Here is a 13,793-nt window from a genome sequence, read left to right as displayed (position 1 = left end):
ATTGTTTGAGGTAGGATAAGCATGTTTATACATTTGGATTACTTAATGTCTGCCCCATCAACCCACACCTCATCTGTACCCGCACGTGCGTGGTTACTCCTGCTGGGACTCTTTCTTGTCGCACTCAATTTAAGGCCCGCCTTATCAAGTCTTTCCCCTCTGCTTCGTCAGATCGAGGCCTCGACCGGGTTGTCCAGCTCGGCAGCCGGACTACTGACCACAGCACCCGTCCTGTGCCTGGGACTTTTTGCGCCATTGGCGCCTCGCCTCTCCCGGTGGCTGGGCAGCGAAAGAACCGTGCTGGTGATACTGCTTACACTGGCAGGCGGTATTGTCTTACGTAGTCTGTTACCCCCTGCCGGCCTGTTTATAGGCAGTCTTGTTGCAGGTGCCAGCATTGGAGTCATCGGCGTTCTATTACCCGGCATTATCAAGCGGGACTTTCCGGAGCAGGCAGGCATGCTCATGGGCGCCTATACCATGGCGCTATGCCTGGGTGCCGCCCTCGCCGCCGGTGCAACAGCCCCACTGGAGCATCTGTTCAACGACCGCTGGCAACCGGCCTTGGCTTTCTGGGCAACACCAGCGATCTTGGCAGCAATCGTCTGGTTGCCGCAAACCCGCGCTAATCATCATGCGAACAGCCAGAAATGGCAGGTGGTAGGCTTATGGCAGGATAAGCTGGCTTGGCAGGTCACCCTTTATATGGGGCTTCAATCGTCGCTCGCCTATATTGTTTTTGGATGGCTACCCTCCATCCTGATTGATCGAGGTCTCAGCGCTGTAGAGGCAGGACTCATGCTGTCCATTTCAGTCCTACTTCAATTACTGACCGCGCTTATCACGCCCTGGCTGGCTACCCGAGGCAAGGACCAGCGCCTGGCCATCATCCTGGTGCTGAGCATGACGCTAACCGGCCTTCTTGGCTGCCTGTACGGTTCCCTCGGCAGTCTATGGTTCTGGGCTTGCATTCTAGGCCTGGGCCAAGGCGGAACCTTCAGTATAGCCCTGGCCTTGATCGTACTTCGTTCGCCTGATGCGCATATTGCAGCTCGCCTGTCAGGAATGTCCCAAGGCGTAGGCTATACATTGGCAGCCATGGGTCCCCTGCTGGTAGGCGTGATCCATGACATGAGCAGCGGCTGGAGCAGTGTGGGCATCCTGTTTATTGGAATCGCCATTTCAGCCGCGTTATTTGGCCTGCTTGCAGGACGCAACCTGCATGTAAACGCCAAGAGCCTTCCGCTATAACGTGCTTGAGTGGGGTAAAACGTCTTGTTTGCCCCACTCGTTTGGTTATGGCTTTGGGACCCGATCTGTAGCGCCTGCCATCCAGTCACGAATCAGATTGTAGGCAACGGCCAAAAGAATAGGCCCCAGAAACAATCCCATAAAACCAAACGCCAGCAGGCCGCCAAAGACACCAAGCAATACGACTACCAATGGCAGGTCCCCTCCCCGACTAATCAAATACGGCTTGAGAATATTATCTACACCGCTAATAACAAAGAGCCCCCAAAGCCCCATGAATATGGCGTATCCATATTCCTGCTGGAGCACCAGCCAGATCGTTGAAGGTATCCAGACCAGCGGAGGCCCTACAGGGATCAAGCTCAATGCAAAGGTCAACAGCGCCAATCCTAACGCGCCGGGCACCCCAGCGATCATTAGGCCTATCATCGCCAAGACACCTTGAGCCGCCGCCGTTCCTAGAATTCCATTAACGACTCGATGCACTGTGCCGCCGACCAGTTGCATATAATGGCCGGCTTGAGCACCAATCAGCCTGACGAGCAGCTTCTCAACCAAGGTAGCCAGCCGAGGTCCGTCACGGTAGAAGAAAAACACCAGGACAAGACTTAGCGCCAGCTCTAAAAAGCCGCCACCTACGCGCGCACTTCGCGCCAGAAGCCAATTCCCCATCTGCCCCAGATAGGGCTTCAAGCTGTCAAAATAGGCAGTACCTCGCGCATCTAGGGTTTGCCATAGACTGGCCAGCCGGTCGCCAACAAGAGGCAACCGCACTACCCACTCTGGCACAGGCGGCAAACCGCCCACTTGAATGCTGCGAACTAACTCAATCGTTCCACGCACATGATCAGCAAGTCCGATACCGACCCATACAAGCGGCAATGCCACCAACAATATCCAACCAATCGTAAGAATCGCAGCGGCCACCGTATTACGGCCGTTCAGCCTGCGGGTCAAGCCCCGCATCAGAGGCCAACTGGCGTAAGCCAGTACCGCAGCCCAAAATAGGGCCGACATGAATGGCAGCAACACCCATAGACAGGCACCAAGGAGTGACAGGAGAAGTATGCGGACGAGCAGGCGATCGTGCTCATACATGGGCGGAGGTAATTGGGGAGACTGACCAGCAGGAAGCCGCATATAAATTCCTAAGATGACAATCGAATCACTGTCCTGCTTAAGCGGCTCCATCCGCCGGACAGGCAAGTGACAATGTCAGAGCTTAACGCCCCGCCAGATACCTGTCGTTACCGCTAGATGGGTTATAGCTGCAGATAGAGCCCAGGCTCACGATTCGGGTCAACTTCAAGCCGGGCCGCTCGTATACGCCTGGCCAGCAATGCTTTTTCCCACTTGCCCGCTTGCGGCCCACCGATGATCACTCGGGTACCTGTGTCCAGATTAAGGCACTGCCCTACCAGGTCCAGCCAGATATCGTCTGGTGGATCGGCTAACGCAGGAAGATGTAACTCACCATCTTGCCGCAATTGACGAAGCAATGTTGCAGGACTTGCTACCAGCTTGCCCAAAGGTATGGAAGCCTCGAGCTGCTCCACATGCAGATAACCCCTTCGATTACCCCGAGTGATCGCGTAAAGCGTCAGCAATGTGTCGTCTTGTGGTGGAGCGAGACGCAACAGGAGATACGACTGCTGCTCGTCCGGCCCATACAACTGCGATTTTCCAAAAATAGCATTGGCAAATACATTACTGGAGCCACAATCGCGTCCCTTACACCACGATAACGGTATCGCAGATTGCTTCTGCAATGTACTTCTAGCCTCATTGAGTGCCGCAATAGGGTCATGGCCACGGGGCAACTCATAGGTCAGCGTGACGAGCTTACCCTCTGCTTGGACGTCTCCCTCCAGGCGCAACTTGCCTCCTATACGACTTACAGCGCCCTGTGGGTACATTTTTTCGACAGACCCAGCCTCACGATAATCAATAATTTCGGCATGGGCAGGTCGCGCCAGCACTGGAAGATCGACACTGCCTGGCATATCTGCCGCAACAGCAGCACACGTCATGAATCCCAGACCAAGCGCAAAAAAAAGTCGCATATATATTAGTGAATCACCCTGAATTAATTTAAAGACCCATAAATAATAGCGGGGACATGTTTACCTGGAGTGGCGTGTTATACCGGCACGCGCCTTTTCCTGCCTGAGGACTGACAGGCGAATCTGACAGAGCGAATACACGTTCAAAACCGCCCAAACGCTGCATCCTTTAGAGGCATGGCTCCCTGTGACTTGATCGCTATTGATCCTTTATGCATAACAAGCCTTATCAATACCCGTATTCGAGTCAAGCTGCAGAGAAAAAGCGATTGAAACAATCTGCTACCGCTCTTGCGCCAACCTCGTTATCCAGATGCAAGTGATGCCCCCCAGCCAAACGGGTAACTTCATAGCAAGCAAGCTCCTGTAGAAGTCCATCGATACCGGGAATGTTGACGAGCAGCCCCTTGTCAGCCACAACGAGACTCGCGGGGCACTGCACTTTTTTAATGAACGCCAAGGCCTGCTCATGCGTCAGCCTTAATGTGGCCGGCAAGGTTAAACGAGCATCGGAGCGCCAGGTATACCCTCCTGGAATAGGCATCAACCCTCGCTCTGCCAGTAGCTCTGCAGCCTCCATACTGACCGATCCCACACCTTTGAGTCTGGCTTGAGCGGCCTGCTGAACAGTCTCATAAACCGGCTTGCGCTTATTGGGCAAATTAAGCTGAGCACGCAAGGCATTGCCTAGTTTTTCAGGCGCCTCATCCGGCTCTGTCGTGTACGGTAGCAGCCCGTCGATCAACGCCAGACGCTCGACACGTTCCGGCAATGCTGCTGCGAAAAGCACCGAAATAATGGCCCCGAGTGAGTGACCCAGTAACGAGAAGCGCTCCCACCCTAGCTGCTCTGCTGCCATCAAGACGTCCTGCACGTAGTCTTGCAGCAGGTAGCCAACACCGGCCGGGCGATGAGCGGATAAACCATGCCCCGGCAGGTCGACTGCAACAATGCGCAACCCCTCCAGATAAGGGGCCAATCGCGAGAACGTCATGGCATTATCTAACCAGCCATGCAAAGCCAGCACTGGCCGCCCGTCTTCAGGGCCGAATAAACGAGCCGCAAGCTCAAGGTGGGGTAAGTTAAGGCGCAACTCCTGTACATGGGCAGTCATGTCTAGTTCTCATAATTGATTTTCAGATCAGACAATAAAGCAAGCAGAAGGGCTTCGCAGAGCAATGGCGCTCATGCTCGACGAACCAGTAAATGCTCTAGATATAAAGAGGCGCAAGACCAACACCTAATAACCGAAAGGGCTGGTCCAGGCGCGGCATCAGGACGAAATGCGGTCTTTGGGGATGACAGCTACCGTTAAACGCGAAATACAGGTTGCACGCCCCGCTTCATCTGACAATCGGATATCCCATACATGAGTACTTCGACCCAGATGGACAGGCTTTGCCACAGCGGTCACCCGCCCACGTCTAACAGCGCGCAAATGATTGGCATTGACCTCAAGCCCCACGCAGGTGTACTGGCTCCTGTCGATACAGAGCAGACTGGCAATGGAGCCGACGGTTTCTGCCAAGACAACAGAAGCCCCTCCATGAAGCAACCCAAACGGCTGGTGGGTACGCTCATCTACCGCCATGCTTGCAGTGAGCGAATCTTCATCATAAGCCTCAAAATGAATATCCACGCGCTCGCAAATAGTGTTTTGCAAACTCTCATCCAGCGCAGCGAGGTCCGGCTCGGTGAACCAGATACTCATACCAGGTACTCCGCATAGACCCGTAAAGACACACCTGATGCATCAATTAACATAACGACCTCTTTTTTGTTAGAAATTATGGAATCGTCGAATCAGTCAAGGATGGAAAAGCTCAACCAGCTCCATGGCACCTGCAATGCGCATTTCCCCTTCAAGCGTAGCCAGTGAGCCTGTAGCCATACTCAGTGGCTGCTGTAGGTTTCCATGAACCAGAAGACCAGCCAGGTAGCTGACAAAGGGATTATGGGTAGTTAACAGGATATTACTGCCGGAAAGATCATCCAGAAGATCAATAGCCTTGATCACGTCATCATCAGGCGTTATCCAGGGCAGAGTGACAATGGACTCTTTGTGCCCTAGAACACCCCTGACCAGCTCGGCTGTCTGCTGGGCTCGGACGTATGGACTGGCATAAATCACATCGATCCTTTCCCCCAACAGCCGCTCCGCACTGCGTCTGACTTCACTACGGCCCCTATCCGTCAACGGCCTGAACTCATCGCCCTCTGAACGCGGCTCCGCCTCACCATGCCTTAGCAACCAGAGCGTCATGGCTGCTTCTCTTGCATAGAGGAAGCGGTATCGGGCCAGTCAGCAAGAGGCCATGGCTTTTCTTCTGTAGCAAAGGTTCCGAAACGAACAATCTGCGCCAGATAGCAGGACAAACTCGAACCAAATTCACTTAAGGCGTCACTTGGTGTGCCTTTGACGAGGCGATAGCCCAGCTGAGCAATTACCACGCCTGCAAAAATGTACTGCGACACTAACCATACAAGCAGGAAAATCACCATCCAGATAAGACGCAACGCGAGGCTTTCGCGTTCATGAGTGTCTGCTGACATATTCTCTCCTAAGCTTCGGAGCCTATCGGCAAATAGAAATCGACATCGGTTTTAGGCTCCCCACGCATCAGCGCAGCAATAACCTGATCCAGCGTGCGGGATTCGAACAGTACCGCATACAGGCCTTGCACCAGCGGCATATAGACGCCGAGTTCATCGGCTTTTTCCTTGAGAACACGCAAGGTGTTGACCCCTTCCGCCGTCTCCCCCATTCGAGCAACTGCCGCCTCAAGCGTAAGGCCCTCACCCAATGCATGCCCTACCTGATAGTTGCGGCTCTTGGGCGAAGAACAAGTGACGATAAGATCACCTACCCCGGCCAAACCCATGAATGTAATGGGATTGGCACCCTGCTGTACGGCAAAGCGAGTCATCTCGGCGAGCGCGCGGGTAATCAGCATGCTGCGGGTGTTTTCACCCATATTCAGCGCAGCTGCCAGCCCCGCCATGATGGCATATACGTTCTTCAAGGCTCCGGCCAGCTCTACTCCCAGCCGGTCACGGCTGGCATAGACCCTGAAGGTACGCCCATGGAGAACAGCCTGCACCTGCTGGCAGAGCGCATCATCTTCACTGGCAATAACGGTAGCCGTCAGCGCGTGCTCTGCAATCTCTCGCGCCAGGTTAGGTCCTGAAATCACACCAATTCTGGCTTTCGGTGCGATCTCCTCAAGGATCTGGCTCATCAGCTTGAAGGTATGCGCTTCAATTCCTTTGGTGAGGCTGACCAACGCCTTACCCGCCAGGCGATCGGCTACCGGGGCAAGCACATTACGTAACGCACTGGAGGGCAGCGCGACAAAGACAATGTCACACCCTGCCAGAGAGGCATCAAGATCACATCCCGGCTCGACAGATTGATGAACCTTTATGCCCTTTAGATACCGCGGATTCTCACGAACTTGACGAATAGCTTCAGCCTGCTCAGGATCGCGCATCCAGAGCTTTACAGGATGACCATTCTCCGCCAGCAGATTGGCCAGGGCAGTTCCAAAACTGCCTCCGCCCAAGACTGCTATAGGTTGCTTTACACTCATCGGGTTATCCATTTATGCCGCAATGTGCGACGGTATCCACATTATACGAAGCCCCTATTTAACATTCCGCTCTCTTTTATTGAACCATGTGTAATTACCGTATCCTTCTTCCTGAAGGTGGACGCTAACACCATAACGGCCAGAATGGCCTATTGTAGTAAGAGCATCGAGCTCAAGGCTCACGGAGAACGCTCTATTGGACAAGCGACGCGGCTGGGGCATACGTACCCGTACTTTAGCCATCAGCCTGGGACCTGCCCTGATTATTACATTGGTACTGACGGGCTATTTCACATACGCCCGCCTTCAGGATCTGCATCACGAACTCAGTCACACAGGTCAGCTGATTGCAATTCAGTTGGCATCTGCCAGTGAATATGGGGTCTCGACCGATAACCTCCCGATGCTACGCAACCTCCTGGAGGCCACACTGGCGACCCGCTACGTTCGCTTTATCGAAATCCGCGATCGTCAGGAGCGCATCATCATGTATGCGCATAATCCGCCCCCCAATGCGCAATCGGCTTCACAGGTAGAGATATTTCACGCAAGCATCAGCCGCTCGGGCACACCCAATTCGAATGGGTCCCTTGGCCGTGTTGCCGTTGGCGTGACCAACGAAGCCTTCCATGAGCGCCAACAGGCTATTTTGACCAAGGCAGGCGCACTGGCCTTACTGGCACTTGGGCTTACCTTCTTGCTGGCCTGGCGCCTGGCCAAGCGCCTTTCCGCGCCGCTAAGCGACATGGGTCGTACCGTGAATGCCATTCGCGCAGGCGACTACCACAGCCGTCTTCCGGTACCAGACAACTCCGAAATGGGCGTATTGGCGCATCTGATCAATGATCTTGCCCAAGCCCTGCAGCGGGCCAGTGAAGAGCAACAGCGCAGCATTGATCAGCTGGTTGCGGCACGTGAAGAGGCCGAGCAGGCCAACCGCGCCAAATCAGACTTCCTCGCCATGATGAGTCATGAGCTTCGTACACCACTCAATGGCGTACTGGGCATGTTGCAGCTCCTTGAAACCACAGAGCAATCCCGCGAGCAAAGTGAATACACTAGCCTTGCTACCGAATCCACAGAGCATTTGCTGAAAGTCATCAACGATGTTTTGGATTTCTCACGCATCGAGCGTGGTGCGCTGGAGCTGGAAAGCATTCCATTCAATCTGGCCGACCTGATTACAGGTTCGGTGCAGGTTTTCCAGCACAGTGCAACACAACGTGGTCTGCAGCTGGCGCTTGAAGGCGCCGAAAGTCTGGAGCGACTGGAGGTTACCGGAGACCCGACGCGCCTGAGGCAGATCCTGGTCAATCTGGTTGGCAATGCACTCAAATTTACCGAGAGCGCCTCAATCGAGGTTAAATGCTACTGCCAACCTCTGGATGAGCGCCTGCTCTGGCTCACCTGCTCGGTACACGATAGCGGCATAGGTATTTCGGCAGAACGCCTGGAACGCATGTTTGATGCCTTCCAGCAGGCTGACCCAACCATCAGCCGCCGTTACGGAGGTACCGGGCTTGGACTGTCCATCGCACGCACACTGGCGGAGCGGATGGGTGGATCGCTTCATGCCATAAGCCAGGAAAGCCAGGGATCAACCTTTACGCTCGAATTGCCGCTTCCCTTCCGACACGTCCAGCAGACAGAGCGCAACCAGTCTCCTCTTCAGGAGTTTCAGGTCAATGGACTGAACGTCCTGCTGGTTGAGGATAACCCGGTCAATCAGACAGTTATCGAAGCCATGTTACGCAGCCTGGGGTATCATATTACTATCGCAGGGGATGGAGCCCAGGCGGTAAATCTGGCCGAGCAGCAGTCTTTCAGTGCAATTCTCATGGACTGTCGTTTACCGGTGCTGGATGGCTATCAGGCTACTCGCCTGATCCGTCAACAGCCTGGGCCTATGGTTCCCATCATTGCACTGACGGCTAATGCGCTGCAGGGGGATCGGGAAAATTGTCTGGCTGCCGGAATGAATGATTATCTGGCAAAACCCTTCAAGCGAGCTGATCTTCAGCAGATGCTGCAACGCTGGATTAGCCAGCCCGAGCGGTCTCGAGGAGCAACGTCCTTGTAATCGGATATGCATCACTATTGGAGTATTTGATCTCCAACGTGCACAATTCGTCTTTCGCGAGGTTTTACCGCCTCGCTGTGACTTTAAAAATGGCTTGGCTGTCTATGTGGTGGCTGTCCAATAGCGAGAGCGACACTATAATCGCCGACATTGATCACCAGGCCAGCTACAGGAGCTTGCATGACCAAACAACACGCCTTCACCCACGAAGACTTGCTGCGCTGCAGCCGTGGCGAGCTATTCGGCCCGGGTAATGCGCAACTGCCCGCCCCGAACATGCTGATGATCGATCGGATCACTCATATCAGCGATGTAGGCGGCAAGTACGGTAAGGGTGAACTGGTCGCCGAGCTGGATATCAATCCAGATCTCTGGTTCTTTAAATGCCATTTCGAAGGTGACCCGGTAATGCCAGGCTGCCTGGGCTTGGATGCCATGTGGCAATTGGTAGGTTTCTATCTTGGCTGGCAGGGAAATCCTGGCCGCGGCCGTGCGCTGGGCTCAGGAGAGGTCAAGTTTTTTGGCCAGGTACTGCCCACTGCCAAGAAAGTGACCTACAACATACATATCAAGCGCACCATTACACGTTCGCTAATTCTAGCCATTGCAGATGGTACGGTTAGCGTTGATGGTCGCGAGATTTACTCGGCCGAAGGTCTTCGTGTCGGCCTATTCACTTCAACAGAAAGTTTCTAAGGGTCCTTCCGCATGCGTCGCGTCGTGATCACCGGCTTGGGCATTGTTTCTTGCCTCGGCAATGACAAAGACACCGTTTCCGCCAACCTGCGCGCAGGTCGTCCCGGCATTCGTTTCAATCCGGAATATGCCGAAATGGGGCTTCGCAGCCAAGTGTCCGGGTCCGTCGACCTGAACCTGGAAGAGCTGATCGACCGCAAGGTCAAGCGCTTCGTGGGTGATGCAGCCGCCTATGCCTACCTGGCAATGGAACAGGCTGTCAAAGACTCAGGCTTGACCGAAGAGCAGGTTTCAAACCCACGTACCGGCCTGATTGCCGGCTCCGGGGGCGCCTCTACGTTCAACCAGATGGAAGCGCTGGATATCTTGCGCGAAAAAGGCGTCAAGCGTGTCGGCCCCTACCGGGTTACTCGTACTATGAGCAGCACGGTATCGGCTTGCCTTGCAACGCCTTTCAAAATTAAAGGCCTGAACTATTCCGTGGCATCGGCCTGCGCAACCAGTGCGCACTGCATTGGCCTGGCGATGGAGCAGATTCAACTGGGCAAGCAGGACGTCGTGTTTGCCGGTGGCGGTGAAGAGGAACATTGGTCCCAGTCCTTCCTGTTCGACGCCATGGGCGCCCTGTCTAGCCAGTACAACGAAACCCCTGAAAAAGCTTCCCGCGCGTACGATGCCAATCGTGATGGCTTTGTCATCGCTGGCGGCGGCGGTATGGTTGTAGTCGAGGAACTCGAGCATGCCCTTGCTCGTGGTGCCAAGATTTATGCAGAAATCGTAGGCTACGGTGCAACATCCGATGGCTATGACATGGTTGCGCCGAGCGGTGAAGGCGCTGCACGCTGCATGCGCCAGGCGATGTCTACAGTGGACGCCCCGATTGACTACCTGAACACCCACGGCACCTCCACCCCGGTGGGTGATGTTGCGGAGATCAAGGCGGTACGAGAAGTCTTTGGTGACAAGGCCCCGGCCATCAGCTCTACAAAGAGCCTGTCAGGTCACTCTTTGGGCGCCGCTGGTGTTCATGAAGCGATCTACTGCATATTGATGATGGAAGGCAACTTCATCGCTGGCTCAGCCAATATCGATGAGCTCGACTCTCAGGTAGCAGACTTGCCCATTCTTCGTGAGACTCAGGAGAATGCCAAGCTCGACGTCGTCATGAGCAACAGCTTTGGCTTTGGTGGAACCAACGCCACGCTGATTCTCAAGCGCTGGAATAGCTGATCCAGCGCCGCGTGCAACACCCTAAAACCCGCACACCGTGCGGGTTTTTTTACAACCAAAACATGACTTTAGACGAACTTTTTAAAAATTTAACCTCTCGCTGAATCGATTTCTGCACGGTTCATAACTATTATTCCGCGCGGATTGAACCGAAACGGATTGGATCAATCATATGCGAGCTTTAAACGGGCGTTTATTTGAGTCGCCTACCCCTTTGGAGAGAAGATGAATAATTCCAACGAAGTTCCAAATTACAGAGGCCCCCTGTCGGTACTGACCGTACTGTTCTTCATGTGGGGATTGATTACCTCGCTGAATGATATTCTGGTTCCTCACCTCAAGGCTGTCTTCACGCTGAGCTACGTTCAAGCCTCGCTGATTCAGTTCTGTTTCTTTACCGCGTACTTCATCGTCTCGTTCCCGGCAGGTCGCCTGGTTGAGGGGCTTGGCTACAAGAAGGGAATTATCTTCGGTTTATGTACAGCTGCTGTTGGCTGTTTGCTGTTTTATCCAGCTGCCGGAGCGCACTCCTACGCCTTCTTCCTACTGGCCCTATTCGTACTAGCGGGTGGTATCACTGTCCTTCAGGTGGCAGCCAACCCCTACGTTACTGTTCTTGGTAAGCCGGAAACCGCTGCAAGCCGTCTGACCCTGACTCAGGCCTTCAACTCCCTGGGCACAACCGTAGGCCCGCTGATTGGCGCCGTAACCATTCTGGCACTGGTCGAGCACAGCACAGATGCCTCTTCGGTACAGATGCCCTACCTGATTCTGGCCGGTATGCTTCTGGCAATTGCCGTGATCATTGGCTTTATCAAATTGCCGCAAATCAAAGGCGGTAATGACGAAGTTCAGACCCAGCAGAACAGCGCTCCTCAGCACGAAGCCAAAAGCATCTGGCAGTACAAGCATCTTCTTCTTGGTGTTATCGGTATTTTCATGTATGTAGGCTCCGAGGTATCGATCGGCACCTACCTGATCAGCCTGATGGAAAGCCCTGACGTGGCAGGCCTCTCGAGTGATGTAGCTGGACGCTACCTGGCTCTGTACTGGGGCGGCGCGATGGTAGGCCGCTTTGTCGGTGGTGTGATCATGGCACGCGTCAGACCTAACTATGTGCTGGCCTTCAACAGCGTTGCAAACGTCGTATTGCTTGCGATTGCCATGGCAGTCAGTGGTAAGGCAGCAATGTGGGCTCTGCTTTGCATTGGTCTGTTCAACTCCATTATGTTCCCCACCATCTTCTCCCTGGCTCTAGACGGCCTAGGCAAGTTCACCAGTAAGGGCTCTGGCCTGCTGTGCATGGGCATCGTTGGCGGCGCACTGGTTCCGTTTATCCAGGCTATGTTTGCTGACTCCATCGGCCTGCTGATGTCGTTCTTTGTTCCGATGCTGGGCTATGTCTACATTCTCTTCTACGGTTTGAAAGGCTATCGCACCAAACCTGTAGTTGCTCACTAAACACAAAAGGCTGGCTTTTTAGCCAGCCTTTTTCTAATCCCTGAAAATAAAGCAAAAAAAAGGCGACCGAAGTCGCCCAAGTGCCTTGCGTGCCCTTTGTCCAGAAGGTCAGCGTTTATGCATATCCTTCCAGACGATGAAACCTACAACCGCAACAAACAGCGAAATCGAAGCCAACGCGCCGATACCCATTGTGATGACATCATCGATAAACATGGTGATGATCTCTGCGGCCAAGCAATGGGTATACGTTAAACGAGAGACAGCTTCGGATTATTGACCTCGGTCAATGGTTGGGTAGGTAGGTAACTGACACTCAACGTTTCTTGGGCTTTGACTTGCCTTTCTTTTTGGGCTTCGCCAATGGCAGAGCCTGTTCGAACGCCTGACGCATTTCGTTCAGCCGTTTTTCATTCAAATCATGGATGCGCTTGCTTCGCTCGGAAGTAAAATCAATTAGATTGTTATCGCTCACGTTCGTATCCAACGAAAAGTAAGATTGAGTCGAGAAGACATGGACCGTTTTGTACGGGCAACTTGATGCTGCCAATAATGCTGGGTAGCACCTCGCATAACCAGAAGCGAGCCGTGCGTTAGCTCGATGGAATGCTCGATACGTTGCACACCGCGACGACGCAGATCGAAACGTCGCGCCTCTCCCAGGCTTAACGAAGCAATTGTAGGGTTTCGGCCCAGCACGGCCTCGTTATCACTATGCCAACCCATGGCATCTTGGCCGTTACGATAATAGTTGATCAAGACCCCATTGAATGGGTGGTCACAAAACCGACTCACTCGACCACGAATATCGCCAAGAAGCTCCGTCCAAGGCAAAGAAGGATGCGCAAGACTGGAATATCCATAACTGATTCCAGGATCACCATACCAGGCAACGAGCCTGGGAGTTGGATAGCTCTTGCCGTAAACCTGCACCTGCGGCTGCTCCCATGGCGTTTGTTTAATCAGCTCCGCCATCCAGTCATCAGCTTCCTGAGAAACAACCCAAGACTCATAGAGTGTCACATCGGCATTCGCCAAACCTGTCTGAGTCATGGCCCCCTTCTCCTTCCCGAGAGGGCTTGCGGTCGACCCTCTCTTGGCATTGGCTCATACAGAGCGCTATATACGGCTTGATAGAACCCAGCCGCCGCCTAAACTTTGATATCAACACACTGCCCTTTTTCGGAAGGTTCCATCAATGCTTCTGCACGCTCATCCGGCAGTAAAACCTGCAGTCCCCGCTTACGCTTGCGACGCTTTTCGCTTTCCTGCTCCAACTTTTGTTCATCCAGAACGGATTGAAAGCCTGCTTCCTTTGCATGGGCGACAGCTGTTACTGGAGCGATGTCCGGTCGAGGCTTTACAGAATCGTGCTGCGTAGTGATCGGAATCAAGGCTTGCGGTATGGGCGGTAACATCAAC

16 protein-coding genes are annotated in these 13,793 nt (G+C 53.9%); 5 read left to right on the top strand and 11 right to left on the bottom strand.

Going from position 1 to position 13,793, the window contains the following annotated elements; genetic code table 11:
- The first annotated feature begins 45 nt into the window (after positions 1–45).
- Positions 46–1,251 (top strand): CynX/NimT family MFS transporter, encoded by a 1,206-nt coding sequence (locus tag B3729_RS14340; RefSeq protein ID WP_125887855.1) that lies wholly within the window; start codon positions 46–48, stop codon positions 1,249–1,251.
- Between the two features lie 45 nt (positions 1,252–1,296).
- Here the strand turns inward: B3729_RS14340 and B3729_RS14335 are convergent, their stop codons facing one another.
- From B3729_RS14335 to B3729_RS14305, 7 genes are all read right to left on the bottom strand, one after another.
- On the bottom strand, positions 1,297–2,349 hold the full coding sequence (locus B3729_RS14335; RefSeq protein WP_286788236.1) for an AI-2E family transporter: 1,053 nt from the start codon (positions 2,347–2,349) through the stop codon (positions 1,297–1,299).
- A 164-nt stretch (positions 2,350–2,513) separates the two neighbouring features.
- Positions 2,514–3,314, bottom strand: coding sequence for a DUF4892 domain-containing protein (locus tag B3729_RS14330; protein ID WP_286788218.1), 801 nt, complete (start codon positions 3,312–3,314; stop codon positions 2,514–2,516).
- A gap of 247 nt (positions 3,315–3,561) precedes the next feature.
- Complete coding sequence (locus B3729_RS14325; protein WP_010797843.1) at positions 3,562–4,428, bottom strand: alpha/beta fold hydrolase; 867 nt, start codon at positions 4,426–4,428, stop codon at positions 3,562–3,564.
- 159 nt (positions 4,429–4,587) lie between these two features.
- Positions 4,588–5,025: a hotdog fold thioesterase gene (locus B3729_RS14320; RefSeq protein WP_010797842.1), complete on the bottom strand. Its 438-nt coding sequence runs from the start codon at positions 5,023–5,025 to the stop codon at positions 4,588–4,590.
- Positions 5,026–5,121: 96 nt separating this feature from the next.
- Positions 5,122–5,577 (bottom strand): phosphohistidine phosphatase SixA, encoded by a 456-nt coding sequence (sixA, locus tag B3729_RS14315; protein WP_286788217.1) that lies wholly within the window; start codon positions 5,575–5,577, stop codon positions 5,122–5,124.
- On the bottom strand, positions 5,574–5,867 hold the full coding sequence (locus tag B3729_RS14310) for a DUF4389 domain-containing protein (protein WP_010797840.1): 294 nt from the start codon (positions 5,865–5,867) through the stop codon (positions 5,574–5,576). Before B3729_RS14310 ends, sixA begins: the two co-directional genes overlap by 4 nt.
- 8 nt (positions 5,868–5,875) lie before the next feature.
- Complete coding sequence (locus tag B3729_RS14305; protein WP_286788216.1) at positions 5,876–6,904, bottom strand: NAD(P)H-dependent glycerol-3-phosphate dehydrogenase; 1,029 nt, start codon at positions 6,902–6,904, stop codon at positions 5,876–5,878.
- Between the two features lie 196 nt (positions 6,905–7,100).
- Here B3729_RS14305 and B3729_RS14300 point away from each other — a divergent pair, with 196 nt between their 5' ends.
- The 4 genes from B3729_RS14300 to B3729_RS14285 all read left to right on the top strand — a co-directional run bounded on the left by B3729_RS14300 (position 7,101) and on the right by B3729_RS14285 (position 12,371).
- Positions 7,101–8,984: an ATP-binding protein gene (locus B3729_RS14300; protein ID WP_286788215.1), complete on the top strand. Its 1,884-nt coding sequence runs from the start codon at positions 7,101–7,103 to the stop codon at positions 8,982–8,984.
- Between the two features lie 180 nt (positions 8,985–9,164).
- A complete protein-coding gene (fabA, locus tag B3729_RS14295; RefSeq protein ID WP_010797837.1) occupies positions 9,165–9,680 on the top strand; it encodes a 3-hydroxyacyl-[acyl-carrier-protein] dehydratase FabA in 516 nt (171 codons plus the stop codon).
- Between the two features lie 12 nt (positions 9,681–9,692).
- Complete coding sequence (gene fabB, locus B3729_RS14290; RefSeq protein WP_286788214.1) at positions 9,693–10,910, top strand: beta-ketoacyl-ACP synthase I; 1,218 nt, start codon at positions 9,693–9,695, stop codon at positions 10,908–10,910.
- Between the two features lie 225 nt (positions 10,911–11,135).
- A complete protein-coding gene (locus tag B3729_RS14285; RefSeq protein WP_010797835.1) occupies positions 11,136–12,371 on the top strand; it encodes a sugar MFS transporter in 1,236 nt (411 codons plus the stop codon).
- Between the two features lie 108 nt (positions 12,372–12,479).
- Here the strand turns inward: B3729_RS14285 and ccoM are convergent, their stop codons facing one another.
- The 4 genes from ccoM to B3729_RS14265 all read right to left on the bottom strand — a co-directional run bounded on the left by ccoM (position 12,480) and on the right by B3729_RS14265 (position 13,789).
- Positions 12,480–12,587: a cytochrome c oxidase subunit CcoM gene (gene ccoM / locus B3729_RS14280; protein WP_019365407.1), complete on the bottom strand. Its 108-nt coding sequence runs from the start codon at positions 12,585–12,587 to the stop codon at positions 12,480–12,482.
- Positions 12,588–12,687: 100 nt separating this feature from the next.
- A complete protein-coding gene (locus tag B3729_RS14275) occupies positions 12,688–12,846 on the bottom strand; it encodes a hypothetical protein (protein ID WP_010797833.1) in 159 nt (52 codons plus the stop codon).
- The gene (locus B3729_RS14270) at positions 12,843–13,424 is read right to left on the bottom strand and encodes an alpha-ketoglutarate-dependent dioxygenase AlkB family protein (protein WP_286788213.1); all 582 of its coding nucleotides are present in this window, start codon (positions 13,422–13,424) and stop codon (positions 12,843–12,845) included. The genes B3729_RS14275 and B3729_RS14270 overlap by 4 nt, the downstream gene beginning before the upstream one ends.
- A 98-nt stretch (positions 13,425–13,522) precedes the next feature.
- The gene (locus B3729_RS14265; protein ID WP_074827344.1) at positions 13,523–13,789 is read right to left on the bottom strand and encodes a hypothetical protein; all 267 of its coding nucleotides are present in this window, start codon (positions 13,787–13,789) and stop codon (positions 13,523–13,525) included.
- Positions 13,790–13,793 lie beyond the last annotated feature (4 nt).

This window comes from Pseudomonas sp. UBA3149 (assembly GCF_002364655.1).
Classification (GTDB): Bacteria; Pseudomonadota; Gammaproteobacteria; order Pseudomonadales; family Pseudomonadaceae; genus Chryseomonas; species Chryseomonas luteola.
The sequence above is the reverse complement of the archived record's forward strand: the minus strand, read 5'-3'. Positions and strand labels throughout refer to the sequence as shown.

Excerpts from the sequence above, each read along its gene's own strand:
- B3729_RS14285 (WP_010797835.1), top strand. The coding sequence starts at position 11,136 with ATGAATAATTCCAACGAAGTTCCAAATTACAGAGGCCCCCTGTCGGTA.
- B3729_RS14310 (WP_010797840.1), bottom strand. The coding sequence starts at position 5,867 with ATGTCAGCAGACACTCATGAACGCGAAAGCCTCGCGTTGCGTCTTATC.
- sixA (WP_286788217.1), bottom strand. The coding sequence starts at position 5,577 with ATGACGCTCTGGTTGCTAAGGCATGGTGAGGCGGAGCCGCGTTCAGAG.
- B3729_RS14320 (WP_010797842.1), bottom strand. The coding sequence starts at position 5,025 with ATGAGTATCTGGTTCACCGAGCCGGACCTCGCTGCGCTGGATGAGAGT.
- B3729_RS14330 (WP_286788218.1), bottom strand. The coding sequence starts at position 3,314 with ATGCGACTTTTTTTTGCGCTTGGTCTGGGATTCATGACGTGTGCTGCT.
- B3729_RS14305 (WP_286788216.1), bottom strand. The coding sequence starts at position 6,904 with ATGAGTGTAAAGCAACCTATAGCAGTCTTGGGCGGAGGCAGTTTTGGA.
- B3729_RS14270 (WP_286788213.1), bottom strand. The coding sequence starts at position 13,424 with ATGACTCAGACAGGTTTGGCGAATGCCGATGTGACACTCTATGAGTCT.
- B3729_RS14265 (WP_074827344.1), bottom strand. The coding sequence starts at position 13,789 with ATGTTACCGCCCATACCGCAAGCCTTGATTCCGATCACTACGCAGCAC.
- B3729_RS14325 (WP_010797843.1), bottom strand. The coding sequence starts at position 4,428 with ATGACTGCCCATGTACAGGAGTTGCGCCTTAACTTACCCCACCTTGAG.
- B3729_RS14335 (WP_286788236.1), bottom strand. The coding sequence starts at position 2,349 with ATGTATGAGCACGATCGCCTGCTCGTCCGCATACTTCTCCTGTCACTC.
- B3729_RS14340 (WP_125887855.1), top strand. The coding sequence starts at position 46 with ATGTCTGCCCCATCAACCCACACCTCATCTGTACCCGCACGTGCGTGG.
- ccoM (WP_019365407.1), bottom strand. The coding sequence starts at position 12,587 with ATGTTTATCGATGATGTCATCACAATGGGTATCGGCGCGTTGGCTTCG.
- fabA (WP_010797837.1), top strand. The coding sequence starts at position 9,165 with ATGACCAAACAACACGCCTTCACCCACGAAGACTTGCTGCGCTGCAGC.
- fabB (WP_286788214.1), top strand. The coding sequence starts at position 9,693 with ATGCGTCGCGTCGTGATCACCGGCTTGGGCATTGTTTCTTGCCTCGGC.